This is a genomic window from Pseudomonas sp. stari2 (genome assembly GCF_040760005.1).
Classification (GTDB): Bacteria; Pseudomonadota; Gammaproteobacteria; order Pseudomonadales; family Pseudomonadaceae; genus Aquipseudomonas.
The window spans coordinates 4,819,724-4,832,110 of record NZ_CP099760.1 but is presented as its reverse complement, the minus strand read 5'-3'; the positions used below and the strand labels follow the sequence as shown (position 1 = coordinate 4,832,110).

14 protein-coding genes are annotated in these 12,387 nt (G+C 60.2%); all 14 read left to right on the top strand.

The genetic code is table 11. From position 1 onward, the window contains the following. The first annotated feature begins 45 nt into the window (after nt 1–45). The 14 genes from fabF (at nt 46) to NH234_RS21950 (ending at nt 12,315) form a co-directional block, all read left to right on the top strand. Nucleotides 46–1,290, top strand: a complete 1,245-nt coding sequence (gene fabF, locus NH234_RS22015; protein ID WP_007908259.1) for a beta-ketoacyl-ACP synthase II — start codon at nt 46–48, stop codon at nt 1,288–1,290. Then, nucleotides 1,290–2,105, top strand: coding sequence for an aminodeoxychorismate lyase (gene pabC / locus NH234_RS22010; protein ID WP_085730465.1), 816 nt, complete (start codon nt 1,290–1,292; stop codon nt 2,103–2,105). Before fabF ends, pabC begins: the two co-directional genes overlap by 1 nt. Nucleotides 2,106–2,108: 3 nt before the next feature. After that, the gene (gene mltG, locus NH234_RS22005) at nt 2,109–3,290 is read left to right on the top strand and encodes an endolytic transglycosylase MltG (RefSeq protein WP_367254314.1); all 1,182 of its coding nucleotides are present in this window, start codon (nt 2,109–2,111) and stop codon (nt 3,288–3,290) included. 19 nt (nt 3,291–3,309) lie between these two features. Beyond that, nucleotides 3,310–3,942 (top strand): dTMP kinase, encoded by a 633-nt coding sequence (gene tmk / locus NH234_RS22000; protein WP_085730467.1) that lies wholly within the window; start codon nt 3,310–3,312, stop codon nt 3,940–3,942. Continuing rightward, a complete protein-coding gene (locus tag NH234_RS21995; RefSeq protein WP_085730468.1) occupies nt 3,935–4,918 on the top strand; it encodes a DNA polymerase III subunit delta' in 984 nt (327 codons plus the stop codon). The genes tmk and NH234_RS21995 overlap by 8 nt, the downstream gene beginning before the upstream one ends. A 42-nt stretch (nt 4,919–4,960) precedes the next feature. After that, a complete protein-coding gene (locus tag NH234_RS21990) occupies nt 4,961–5,317 on the top strand; it encodes a PilZ domain-containing protein (protein ID WP_085704734.1) in 357 nt (118 codons plus the stop codon). A 15-nt stretch (nt 5,318–5,332) separates the two neighbouring features. Continuing rightward, nucleotides 5,333–6,118, top strand: coding sequence for a TatD family hydrolase (locus NH234_RS21985; protein ID WP_085730469.1), 786 nt, complete (start codon nt 5,333–5,335; stop codon nt 6,116–6,118). A gap of 341 nt (nt 6,119–6,459) precedes the next feature. Next, the gene (locus NH234_RS21980) at nt 6,460–7,098 is read left to right on the top strand and encodes a TetR/AcrR family transcriptional regulator (protein WP_007950805.1); all 639 of its coding nucleotides are present in this window, start codon (nt 6,460–6,462) and stop codon (nt 7,096–7,098) included. Nucleotides 7,099–7,236: 138 nt separating this feature from the next. Beyond that, nucleotides 7,237–8,205: a GTP 3',8-cyclase MoaA gene (locus NH234_RS21975; RefSeq protein ID WP_085730470.1), complete on the top strand. Its 969-nt coding sequence runs from the start codon at nt 7,237–7,239 to the stop codon at nt 8,203–8,205. A 120-nt stretch (nt 8,206–8,325) separates the two neighbouring features. Next, nucleotides 8,326–8,931, top strand: coding sequence for a DUF4823 domain-containing protein (locus NH234_RS21970; RefSeq protein ID WP_007950810.1), 606 nt, complete (start codon nt 8,326–8,328; stop codon nt 8,929–8,931). Nucleotides 8,932–8,946: 15 nt separating this feature from the next. Next, nucleotides 8,947–9,507: a DUF1285 domain-containing protein gene (locus NH234_RS21965; protein WP_367254313.1), complete on the top strand. Its 561-nt coding sequence runs from the start codon at nt 8,947–8,949 to the stop codon at nt 9,505–9,507. A gap of 101 nt (nt 9,508–9,608) precedes the next feature. Further along, nucleotides 9,609–10,325 carry a FadR/GntR family transcriptional regulator gene (locus NH234_RS21960; protein ID WP_367254312.1) on the top strand — a complete coding sequence of 239 codons (717 nt, stop codon included), beginning with the start codon at nt 9,609–9,611 and terminating at the stop codon, nt 10,323–10,325. 25 nt (nt 10,326–10,350) lie between these two features. Then, nucleotides 10,351–11,226, top strand: coding sequence for an SMP-30/gluconolactonase/LRE family protein (locus NH234_RS21955; RefSeq protein ID WP_085730473.1), 876 nt, complete (start codon nt 10,351–10,353; stop codon nt 11,224–11,226). A 270-nt stretch (nt 11,227–11,496) separates the two neighbouring features. Further along, entirely contained in the window at nt 11,497–12,315 is an 819-nt protein-coding gene (locus tag NH234_RS21950; protein ID WP_367254311.1) for an SDR family oxidoreductase, read from the top strand. Nucleotides 12,316–12,387: the final 72 nt, after the last annotated feature.

The following is a 12,387-nucleotide window of genomic DNA, read 5'->3' as shown; positions in this document are numbered from 1 at the left end:
TCTTTAGGCCTGATGCAAAGTCGTCATTTGAAAAAGGAGAGTGCTGTGTCGCGTAGACGCGTCGTAGTCACCGGTATGGGTATGTTGTCGCCACTGGGCACGGATGTGCCGAGCAGTTGGCAGGGCATTCTGGCTGGCCGCAGTGGCATTGGTCTGATCGAACACACCGACCTTTCTGCCTATTCCACCCGCTTTGGCGGCTCGGTAAAGGGCTTCAATGTCGAGGAATACCTGTCGGTCAAGGAAGCGCGCAAGCTTGACCTGTTCATTCAGTACGGTCTGGCGGCAGGCTTTCAAGCTGTGCGCAATGCCGGTCTGGAAGTCACCGATGCCAACCGTGAACGCATTGGCGTGGCCATGGGTTCAGGTATCGGCGGTCTGACCAACATCGAAGAAACCAGCCGCACCCTGCACGAGACCGGTCCGCGCCGGATTTCTCCGTTCTTTGTGCCTGGCTCGATCATCAATATGATTTCCGGTTTCCTGTCCATCCACCTGGGTGCACAGGGGCCTAACTACGCCATCGCCACAGCGTGTACCACCGGTACGCACTGCATCGGCATGGCGGCGCGCAACATCATGTACGACGAAGCCGACGTGATGATTGCCGGCGGTGCCGAGATGGCTGCTTGCGGTCTGGGCATGGGCGGCTTCGGCGCCTCCCGCGCACTGTCGACCCGCAACGACGAACCGACCCGCGCCAGCCGTCCATGGGACAAGGGCCGTGACGGCTTCGTACTGTCCGACGGCGCTGGCGCCCTGGTGCTCGAAGAACTCGAGCACGCCAAGGCCCGTGGCGCGACCATTTACGCCGAGTTGATCGGTTTCGGCACCAGTGGCGATGCGTTCCACATGACGTCGCCACCTGCCGACGGCGCCGGTGCTGCACGCTGCATCACCAATGCGCTGCGCGATGCGAAGATCAATGTTGATCAAGTGCAATACATCAACGCCCACGGCACTTCGACGCCGGCCGGTGACCTCGCCGAAGCCAATGCGATCAAGTCGGTGTTCGGTGATCACGCCTACAAACTGGCGGTCAGCTCCACCAAGTCCATGACCGGTCACCTGTTGGGTGCAGCGGGCGCGGTGGAGGCGATCTTCAGCGTGCTGGCGATCAACAGCCAGGTGGCACCGCCGACCATCAACCTCGACGAGCCGGACGAAGGTTGCGACCTCGACTTCGTACCGCACACCGCGCGCAACATGGACATCGATGTCGTACTGTCCAACTCGTTCGGGTTTGGCGGCACCAACGGCACGTTGGCGTTCCGTCGGTTCGCCGGCTGATGGACTGCTGGGTCGACGGTCAACCGGCTGACACTCTGTCGCTGAAAGATCGCGGCCTGGCTTACGGCGACGGTCTGTTCGAGACCATTGCCGTGCGTAACGGCCAGCCTTTGCTGCTGGAGCGACACCTGACGCGACTGGCCGAAGGTTGTTCACGCCTGGCCATCGCGGTGGATATCGAGCTGATCCGTAGCGAGCTGCAAGCCTATGCAGCGGCCATGGGCGAGGGTGTGCTCAAGCTCATCCTCACCCGTGGCGACGGTTTGCGCGGTTATGCGCCGGATCCTTCGGCGCCTGGCCGACGCATTCTGCAAGGCAATCCTCCCGCTGCTTATCCTGCCGTTCATGGCGAGCAAGGCGTTCGCCTGTTTCCATGTACGACGCGTTTATCTGTCCAGCCCTTGCTGGCAGGTCTCAAGCACCTCAATCGTCTGGAACAAGTCCTCGCTCGCGCCGAATGGCAAGACAGCGAGCACGCCGAAGGCTTGATGCTCGACCAGGCAGGCCGTGTGATCGAAGGCGTGTTCAGCAACCTGTTTCTGGTACGTGATGGCGTGCTGGTCACGGCGGATCTGAAACGCTGCGGCGTGGCCGGTGTGATGCGCGCCGAATTATTGTTTCAGGCAGCGTCATCGGGTATCCCCGTGCAAATCACCGATATCAGCCTCGATCAGCTGCAATGGGCTGATGAAGTCTTTGTCTGCAACAGCGTGTATGGCGTCTGGCCGGTACGCGCGTACGCTGCACTGAGCTGGCCGGTTGGGCCGCTCACCCGTAAACTGCAAACCATTGCCCGCACGCTACTGGATGCCTGATTCGTGAGACGTAAACTTTTGCTGCTGCTGGAAACCGGACTGGTTCTGGCAGGGCTGTTGCTGGGCGCCAGCGCCTGGAAGATTCATTCGGCGCTGGAACAGCCCCTGAACATCACGCAGGAAGAACTGCTGGATGTGCCCAAGGGATCCACGCCGACCCGCACTATTCTTGGACTTGAAGCCGATGGCGTGATCAAGGACGCTTTCTGGCTACGCATTTACTGGCGCTACAACCTTGCAGGCACTCCGATCCATAAGGGCGAGTACCGCATGCAGCCGGGCATGACCGTCAAAGGCCTGATCGATCTGTGGAAGCGTGGCGAAGTGGTTCAGTACAGCCTGACACTCGTTGAAGGCTGGAATTTCCATCAGGTACGCGCCGCACTGGCGAAAGATGAAAAGATCGAGCAGACCCTGACCGGTCTGAGCGACAGCGATGTGATGAGCAAAATCGGCCACAAGGGCGTGTTTCCCGAAGGTCGATTCTTCCCAGATACCTACCGTTTCGTACGCGGGGCCTCCGATACCGAGCTGCTGAAAAAGGCGTTCGACCGCCTCGATGAAGTGCTGGCCAAGGAATGGGAAACCCGCGCCACCGATGTGCCCTACACCGAGCCTTACCAGGCGCTGATCATGGCGTCACTGGTTGAGAAGGAAACCGGCGTTCCCCAAGAGCGTGGCCAGATTGCCGGCGTGTTCGTGCGTCGCATGGCGCTGGGCATGCAGCTGCAGACCGACCCGACGGTGATCTACGGTCTGGGTGATCGCTACAACGGCAAGCTGACTCGTGCTCATCTCAAGGAAGCCACGCCGTACAACACTTATGTGATTCCGGGGCTGCCGCCGACGCCGATTGCGATGGTTGGCCGCGAGGCGATTCACGCCGCGTTGAACCCGGTGGAAGGCACCAGCCTCTACTTTGTCGCCCGGGGCGATGGCAGCCACGTGTTCTCCGATGACCTCGATGCACACAACAGTGCGGTGCGTGAGTACCAGCTCAAGCGGCGCGCGGATTACCGTTCGAGTCCGGCGCCGGCTTCGACGTCCGAAGCCGCTCCGACAACCGGGGAAGCGGTTCCTGCCGCATCACCCGACACTGCACCAGAGTCGTTGCCGCCGGTTCCTGCCCAAGAGCCCGCGCCGATTCCGGAAACAGAAGCGGCCGCACCGCAAACTGCGCAATGACTTTGATTAAGGACTGCCTGTGACTGGCTTGTTTATTACCCTGGAAGGCCCGGAAGGCGCCGGCAAGAGCACCAATCGCGAATACCTCGCCGAGCGCCTGCGCGCCGCCGGTATAGAAGTGGTGCTGACCCGCGAACCCGGCGGTACGCCGCTGGCCGAGCGCATTCGTGAGGTGTTGCTGGCCCCGGTCGATGAAGTGATGAACCCGGACACCGAGTTGCTGCTGGTGTTCGCCGCCCGTGCCCAGCATCTGGCTGAAGTCATCCGCCCGGCACTGGCCCGTGGCGCGGTGGTGCTGTGTGATCGTTTTACTGATTCGACTTATGCCTACCAGGGCGGTGGCCGCGGCTTGTCGCTGGAGCGCATTGCGGCGCTGGAGACTTTTGTTCAGGGTGATCTGCGCCCTGACCTGACGCTGATTTTCGATCTGCCGGTGGAAATCGGTTTGGCCCGGGCCAGCGCCCGGGGGCGTCTGGATCGCTTCGAGCTGGAAGGTCGGGCGTTTTTCGAGGCGGTGCGCAGCGCGTTCCTCAAGCGTGCCGAGGCGGATCCGGCGCGTTACGTGCGGATCGACGCCGGCCAGCCGTTGGTGCAGGTCCAGCAGTCGCTGGATGTCTTGCTCCCGCGTTTGCTGGAGCTGAGCCGTGGCTGAGGCCTATCCGTGGCAGGACAGTCTCTGGCAGCAACTGGCCGGACGCACCCAGCACGCCCACGCGTATCTGTTGCACGGGCCGGCCGGGATCGGCAAGCGCGCGCTGGCCGAGCGCCTGATGGCCAGCCTGTTGTGCCAGCGTCCGACGCCTGAGGCCTGCGGCGAGTGCAAATCCTGCCTGCTGCTCAAGGCCGGCAGCCACCCGGACAATTACATCCTCGAACCGGAAGAAGCGGACAAGGCGATCAAAGTCGACCAGGTGCGAGATCTGGTCAGTTTCGTGGTGCAGACCGCGCAACTGGGTGGTCGCAAGGTAGTGCTGATCGAACCGGTGGAGTCGATGAACATCAACGCCGCCAACGCCTTGCTCAAGAGCCTCGAAGAACCGTCCGGCGATACCGTGCTGTTGCTGGTCAGTCACCAGCCGAGCCGCTTGTTGCCGACCATCAAGAGCCGCTGCGTGCAGCAGGCCTGTCCGCTGCCGAGCGAGGCCATGAGTCTGCAGTGGCTGGCTCAGGCGCTGCCGGAATGTTCCGAAGACGAACGTGTTGAACTGTTGACCCTGGCCGCCGGTTCGCCATTGGCCGCCGTCAATCTGCAGGGGCAGGGCGTGCGCGAACAGCGGGCGCAAGTGGTCGAAGGCGTGAAGAAGCTGCTCAAACAGCAGCAATCGCCGACGCAACTGGCCGAGGAGTGGAAAAACATTCCGATGCTGCGTCTGTTCGACTGGTTCTGCGACTGGTCGAGCCTGATCCTGCGCTATCAATTGACCCAGGATGAAGCGGGCCTCGGTCTGACCGACATGCGCAAGGTTGTGCAGTATCTGGCGCAGAAAAGCGCCCAGCGCAAAGTCCTCGATATCCAGGACTGGATTCTCGCCCAGCGCCAGAAAGTCCTGAGCAAGGCCAACCTCAATGCGGCATTGCTGCTGGAAGCGTTGTTGGTGCAATGGGCGGGATTGCCTGGCCAAAGATAAGAATGTGTACCTAGACTCTGAACATCAGCAGTGGAGGTCAACATGAATGAACCCGTCAGCCCGGGGCCGCGCAACGGCATCTTGTCCCTGACCATCAAGGACAAGTCTGTCCTTTACGCCGCGTACATGCCGTTCATCAGGAACGGTGGCCTGTTCATCCCGACCAACAAGAGCTACAAGTTGGGCGACGAGGTGTTCATGTTGCTGAATCTGATGGATGAGGCGGAGAAGATTCCAGTGGCCGGCAAAGTCGCCTGGATCACCCCCAAAGGCGCCCAGGGCAACCGCGCGGCCGGCGTCGGCGTGCAATTCAACGATGGCGACAACACCGCGCGCAGTCGCATCGAAACTCATCTGGCCGGAGCCCTCAAGTCCGACCGTCCCACTCATACGATGTAAGTTGCAGTCCTTTTTATGCTCGTAGATTCCCATTGTCACCTTGATCGCCTCGACCTCGCCGTTCACGACGGTTCCCTGGATGCCGCGCTGGATGCGGCCCGCCAGCGCGGAGTCGGGCACTTCCTGTGCATTGGCGTCAGCGCCGATAACGCCGCCGACGTCAAAGCCCTGGCCGAGCGTTACGACGACGTCGATTGCTCGGTTGGCGTGCATCCGCTGGATGTGCAGCCGGGCGCCGCGCCGGCGCTGGACTGGCTGCTGCACGAGCTCAATCACCCGAAAGTGGTGGCGATCGGCGAAACCGGTCTGGACTACCACTACGAGCCGGAAGCCGCCGAACTGCAGCAGGAATCGTTCCGTCTCCATCTGCAGGCCGCGCAACAGACTGGCAAACCGGTAATCATCCACACCCGTGGTGCCCGCGCGGACACGCTTGAACTGTTGCGCGAAGCCGCGCTGCCCCAGGCCGGTGTGCTGCATTGCTTCACCGAAGACTGGGACATGGCCAAGGCAGCGCTGGACATGGGTTATTACATTTCCCTGTCGGGTATCGTCACCTTCCGCAATGCCGATGCGCTGCGCGACGTGGCGAGCAAGGTTCCGGCTGATCGTCTGCTGGTGGAAACCGATTCGCCGTACCTGGCACCGATCCCGTATCGCGGCAAGCCGAACCTGCCGCAATACGTGCGGGAAGTGGCAGAGTTTCTGGCGATGCTGCGAGGCGAGAATTACGAGCGCTTTGCCGAGCAGACCACGGAGAACTTCAAGCGACTGTTTCCGCTGGCGCACGTAAAAGCCTGAATCGCAGGCAAAAAAAACCCGGGTTCTGGGGGGTGAATCCGGGTTAAGACCATTAGGAGTAAAACAAAGGCACGCGGTCCCTTGGTACCTTTACCGGCGCGACACTTGGGGGAGATGTCGCCCGACAGTTCAAGTATTGATCAGTCTGGCGTTCAGTCCAGTTGGCCGGTCGGGGTTTTTAAACAAATTTGGAATACGTTCGCTTCGGTTATGTTCTCATTGCCCCCGAAACGTTCGTGAAATGAACAAGAAACACAGATATGGTCGGATGATCCGTGCATTTTTGCGCAAGTTAGGCATAATACGCGGCTTCGAATTTTGACCCCTACAGACCTTTTCTTATGCACAAAGAACCTCGTAAGGTCCGTGAGTTTCGTCGCCGCGAGCAAGAAATTCTCGATACCGCGCTCAAGCTGTTCCTCGAACAAGGTGAAGACAGTGTCACCGTCGAGATGATTGCTGATGCCGTGGGTATCGGCAAAGGCACGATCTACAAGCACTTCAAGTCCAAGGCGGAAATCTATCTGCGCTTGATGCTCGATTACGAGCGCGACTTGAACGAGCTGTTGCATTCGGCCGATGTCGACAAGGACAAGGAAGCCCTGTCCCGTGCCTACTTTGAATTCCGCATGCGCGACCCGCAGCGCTATCGCCTGTTCGATCGCCTGGAAGAGAAGGTGGTCAAGGGCAATCAGGTGCCTGAGATGGTCGAGGAGCTGCACAAGATCCGCGCCTCGAACTTCGAACGCCTGACCCTGCTCATCAAGGGCCGCATCAGCGAAGGCAAGCTCGAAGACGTGCCGCCATACTTCCATTACTGCGCATCCTGGGCGCTGGTGCACGGCGCAGTGGCGCTGTATCACTCGCCGTTCTGGAGCAATGTGCTGGAAGATCAGGAAGGTTTCTTCCAGTTCCTGATGGACATCGGCGTGCGCATGGGCAACAAGCGCAAGCGCGACCCTGAAACGCCAAGCAGCTGAATCATTCAGTCGCCTTATGCGCCGTGTTTTTCGCTACATGGCGCAGTACCGCAGGAATATACTCAGGCATAGGGCTTGCTAAAACTTGAATTGTGAGTCAAGTTTTAGCCGCTCGATTTTCCATCGCCGGAGTGCTTCATGATCGTTGACCGTCAAGGCAGGCGTTTTCGCAATTTGCGGATCAGTCTGACTTCAGCCTGCAATTACGCTTGTACCTACTGCGTGCCCAACGGCAAGCGGCTGGTGGCTGCGCAGGATGAACTGTCGGCCGAGGCCATGGCACGCGGCGTGGCCTATCTGATCGAAGCCGCCGGCATTGAGCGCCTGCGCATCACAGGCGGTGAGCCGCTGGTCAGTCCCAAACTCGAATCCTTCATGAGCGCCGTCGGCAAGATGGGGCTGGAAGACATCAGCCTGACCACCAACGGCCAGTTGCTCGCAAAAAAACTGCCGTTGCTGGTGGATGCCGGTATACGCCGGATCAACGTTTCCCTCGATACCCTGGACGCCGGCGCGTTCCGCAGCATTGCCCGTGGGGGCGATCTGGCAACGGTGCTCGACGGGATGGATCGAGCCAAAGCGGCGGGCATGAAGATCAAGGTCAACATGGTGCCGCTGCGCGGGCAGAACCTCGACCAGGTCATGCCATTGCTCGATTACTGCCTTGAGCAAGGCTACGAGCTGCGTTTTATCGAGCTGATGCGCATGGGCCACCTGGCCAAAGACTCCAACGCCTTCCTGCAACAGTTCGTCAGCCTGCAACAACTGCTGGAACTGATTGGCGAGCGTTACGAGTACGCGCAAACCGATGCACCGGTAGACGCCACGGCTGTTCGCTACGCGATTCCCGGTCTCGGCAATTTCGGCGTGATCGCCAACGAAAGCGTACCGTTCTGCCGAACCTGCTCGCGCCTGCGCCTGTCGTCGACCGGATGGCTGCATGGCTGCTTGTCATCGAGCAACCGCCACTATGTCGGTGACTTGCTCGACAAGCCGCGCCACGAGGCGCTGCCGGCATTGCAACGATTGCTGGTCAAGGCCTTGGGTGACAAGCAGGAAGTCGCATTCTCCGGTGGCGCCACCGTCATGAAGATCATCGGCGGCTAAATCTCTCGTCACCAAAACTCTATTTCAAACCGGATACCTGCACATTTCCATGGACTGGCGCAAAAGCTGCATCCTACGGCCATTCGCCGGTTTTCCGTCACCGGCTTCTGGAGGATTAGGATGCGTAGCCTGGTTTTGCTGCTGGCCGTTTTGGCGCTGGGCGGCTGTATGACTGTCAGTGACATGGCCGAAGGGACTCGCTACCAGATGAGCGACGCGGGCCTGCTGGATCACAGCGACAGCCGCCGCGTAAACAATTTCCGCATTCAGCCGGATTCGTTTATCTACATCGCGCAGGGTTCGTTCGCACCGCCGGGTGGTTCTTACCCGCGTCCCAACGTAGTCGCTGAAGAGGCCTTCAAAGGTTTCGTCGAATACTTCCCGATGGTCCGCCGGGCCCGTGCGCCGGAGGGCCTCGACCAGGCGATGGGCGAAGCCCGCGACGCCGGTGCCCACTACCTGCTGTACACCCGTTTCGCCAAGGCCGACGACCGCATCGGCAACTCCGATGAGTGGCTGGATCAGGAAGCCGTGGATCGCCTCGGTATCGACGGCGGCGTGATTCAGATCATGTTGATCGAGACCAGCACCCAGTATTTGATTGATACTGCACGGATCAAGAGTCGTGGCGGTTTACTGACGTTCCACGACAACAAGCCCGAAGACCTGATCGGCCCACCGCTTGCGCAATATGCGCGCAGCCTGCTGGGCGTCGGGGACCAGTAATTCAAGGAGTACGCCATGAGTGGCCCGCAAAAAGCCAATGACCTGCTGGGGCAAATCCCCAAAACCAAAGGCTTGCCGCCGGTGCACTTGTGGAACCCGGATTTCTGCGGCGACATCGACATGCGTATCGCCCGCGACGGCACCTGGTACTACCTGGGTACGCCGATCGGGCGCAAGCCGATGGTCAAGCTGTTCTCCACCATCATCCGCCGCGATGGCGATGATTATTTCCTGATCACGCCGGTGGAGAAGGTCGGGATCAAGGTCGACAACGCGCCCTTCGTGGCGATTGCCGTCGAGGTGGAAGGCGAGGGTGAGGCGCAAGTGCTGCGCTTTACCACCAACGTCGATGAAACCACCGAGGCCGGCGCGGAACATCCGATCCGCGTCGAGATCGACCCGGCCACTCAAGAACCTGCCCCCTACGTGCATGTACGCACCAACCTCGAAGCGCTGATCCACCGCAACGTGTTCTACCAATTGGTCGAGCTGGCAGTCAGCCGTGAAATCGATGGTCAGCGCTGGCTCGGTGTCTGGAGCGGTGGCGAGTTCTTCCCCATCGGCCTCGAACCTTAAAAAACCGCAGTCTGTGAAAGCAGGCTGCGGTTTTTTGTCGTTGACTCCCAATCATATGATGATTAGCGTAGGCACCCACAGCGAACGGCTTCGGGGTGTCCATGTCGAGCAGTTTTCACGCATCAACGGTTGACTGGCTGGGCGCCTGGATTGCCGCCGGCCAGGTGAAACCCGGGCAGGCGATCAAGGTCGAGGCTGAGCTGGGTGAACAGCTCGGTGTAAGTCGCACCGTGATCCGCGAAGCCATCAAGACCCTCGTCGCCAAAGGCCTGCTCGAAGTCGGGCCGAAAGTCGGCACGCGGGTGTTGCCTATCAAGCGCTGGAACCTGTTCGATCCACAAGTCGTCGGCTGGCTGTCACGCAGCGGCCTGCCGGAAAACTTCGTCGATGACTTGCTCGACCTACGCCGCACCATCGAACCGATGGCGGTGCGCTGGGCCTGTGAGCGGGCGACCGTCGAACAGGTGCAAGCCGTGCGGCAGGCCTACAACGCGCTGGAACGGGCGGTGGACAGCGGCATCGATTACAACCGCGCCGACCAGTTCTTCCACGAGTGCATTCTCGCCGCCAGTCACAATCAATTCATTGAGCAGATGGTGCCGGCTCTCGGCGCGCTGCTTGCTGTGTCCTTCGAAGTGTCTGCCGCCGACCCCGACGAATTGCGCCGCACACTGCCCATTCACAAAGACATGGCCGACGCCATCGCCGCCCGGGATGCCGCGCGCGGGGTGTGGGCCTGCATGACCCTGATCGACAATGCCGACCTGGCCATCAAGCGGTTTTACCCGCAGGTAATGGCCGACAAAAAAGCCAACTGACAAAAACAACAAGACAGGAGGTTGCATGACGTGGACTGCGGTGACAGAGCACCGGGCGCAACTGGGCGAAGGACCGTTCTGGGACGCGCCGACCCAGGCGCTGTACTGGGTCGACATCGCCGGCAGGCAGGCACTGCGGCTGATCGGGCAGAACGTGCAGATCTGGCAGATGCCGGAACACGTCTCGGCGTTCATTCCCTGCGCCAGTGGCGATGCGCTGGTGACTCTGAGTAGCGGCGTCTACCGACTCGATCTGGATTCCCCCGGACTTGAACCACGGTTGACGCTGTTCTGCGTCGCCGACCCGCAACCGGGCAATCGGGCCAACGAAGCGCGTTGCGATGGCCAGGGCCGGTTGTGGCTCGGCACCATGCAAAACAACATCGGAGAGCAGGGCGAGGATCTGCCGATCACCCGACGTTCCGGCGGCCTGTTTCGGGTTGATCCGGATAAACGAGTCACGCCATTGCTGCGTGGCCTGGGAATTCCCAACACGCTGCTCTGGAGCGATGACGGCACCACGCTGTTGTTCGGCGACAGCCTCGACGGCACGTTGTATCGCTATTTCATCCACACCGACGGCAACCTCGACACTGCCCGGCCTTGGTACGGCGCCGATCAGAACGGTGGCCCGGACGGTTCGGCGATGGACGCCGAGGGCTACATCTGGAACGCCCGCTGGGACGGCAGTTGCCTGCTGCGCCTGACGCCGGATGGCCAAATCGACCGCAAGATCGATCTGCCGATCAGCCGCCCCACCAGTTGCGTATTCGGCGGCGAAGACCTGAAAACCCTGTACGTCACCAGCGCCAAAAGTCCTCTGAACCACCCGCTGGATGGCGCCGTGCTGTCGTTGCGAGTGGATGTCGCCGGAAAGCTCTGTACGCGTTTCGCTGATTAAGTCCCAAAATGTGGGATGCAAAATTATATATTGAGATTATTTGGCGGTCGGGTTTATAGTCGGCTCCAGCAGTAACACGCACTCACACTTAAAAAGAACAAAACAGGTGAAGTGATGCAGCGAATTTCTATCGCACTCCTTAGCGGAGTCAGCGTCTCGCAACGGCCCGATGCCGTCTGCGGCGCTCGCCTGTTTCGTTCCAAAAGCCTTCCAGACCGGACATCGTCAGATGCCCGGTTTTTTTATGCTTTCGAACAGGAGTCCTGATTCATGGCTGAACCTCTGTCCCTGCCACCGGTGCCCGAACCACCCAAAGGCGAGCGCCTGAAAAACAAGGTTGTGTTGCTGACCGGCGCCGCCCAAGGCATCGGCGAAGCTATCGTTGCGACCTTCGCCTCCCAGCAGGCGAAACTGGTGATCAGCGATATCCAGGCTGAAAAAGTCGAGAAAGTCGCCGCGCACTGGCGCGAGCAGGGCGCCGATGTACAAGCGATCAAGGCCGATGTATCGCGCCAGCAGGATCTGCACGCCATGGCCAAGTTGGCCATCGAGCTGCACGGGCGCATCGATGTGCTGGTCAACTGCGCCGGGGTCAACGTGTTCCGCGATCCGCTGCAAATGACCGAAGAAGACTGGCGCCGCTGCTTCGCCATCGACCTCGACGGCGCCTGGTATGGCTGCAAAGCCGTGTTGCCGCAGATGATCGAGCAGGGCATCGGCAGCATCATCAATATTGCCTCGACCCATTCCACGAACATCATTCCCGGTTGCTTCCCGTATCCGGTGGCCAAACACGGCTTGCTCGGTCTGACCCGCGCGCTGGGCATCGAGTACGCGCCGAAGGGCATTCGCGTCAACGCCATCGCCCCGGGCTATATCGAAACCCAGCTCAACGTCGATTACTGGAACGGTTTCGCCGACCCGCACGCTGAACGCCAGCGCGCCTTTGACCTACATCCGCCAAAACGCATCGGCCAACCGATCGAAGTGGCGATGACCGCCGTGTTCCTGGCCAGTGATGAAGCACCGTTCATCAACGCTTCGTGCATCACCATCGATGGTGGTCGCTCGGTGATGTACCACGACTAAAAACCGGATTTTAGAGGGAAAGGTCCGTCTGAAATCCAATCATCATACGATATGACTATTGTCCTGATGATT

Coding starts and splice junctions, on each gene's coding strand:
- NH234_RS21970 (WP_007950810.1), top strand. CDS start 8,326: ATGCGTAGCCTGGTTTTGCTGCTGGCCGTTTTGGCGCTGGGCGGCTGT.
- NH234_RS21985 (WP_085730469.1), top strand. CDS start 5,333: ATGCTCGTAGATTCCCATTGTCACCTTGATCGCCTCGACCTCGCCGTT.
- NH234_RS21990 (WP_085704734.1), top strand. CDS start 4,961: ATGAATGAACCCGTCAGCCCGGGGCCGCGCAACGGCATCTTGTCCCTG.
- NH234_RS21975 (WP_085730470.1), top strand. CDS start 7,237: ATGATCGTTGACCGTCAAGGCAGGCGTTTTCGCAATTTGCGGATCAGT.
- NH234_RS21980 (WP_007950805.1), top strand. CDS start 6,460: ATGCACAAAGAACCTCGTAAGGTCCGTGAGTTTCGTCGCCGCGAGCAA.
- NH234_RS21950 (WP_367254311.1), top strand. CDS start 11,497: ATGGCTGAACCTCTGTCCCTGCCACCGGTGCCCGAACCACCCAAAGGC.
- NH234_RS21965 (WP_367254313.1), top strand. CDS start 8,947: ATGAGTGGCCCGCAAAAAGCCAATGACCTGCTGGGGCAAATCCCCAAA.
- pabC (WP_085730465.1), top strand. CDS start 1,290: ATGGACTGCTGGGTCGACGGTCAACCGGCTGACACTCTGTCGCTGAAA.
- NH234_RS21955 (WP_085730473.1), top strand. CDS start 10,351: ATGACGTGGACTGCGGTGACAGAGCACCGGGCGCAACTGGGCGAAGGA.
- NH234_RS21960 (WP_367254312.1), top strand. CDS start 9,609: ATGTCGAGCAGTTTTCACGCATCAACGGTTGACTGGCTGGGCGCCTGG.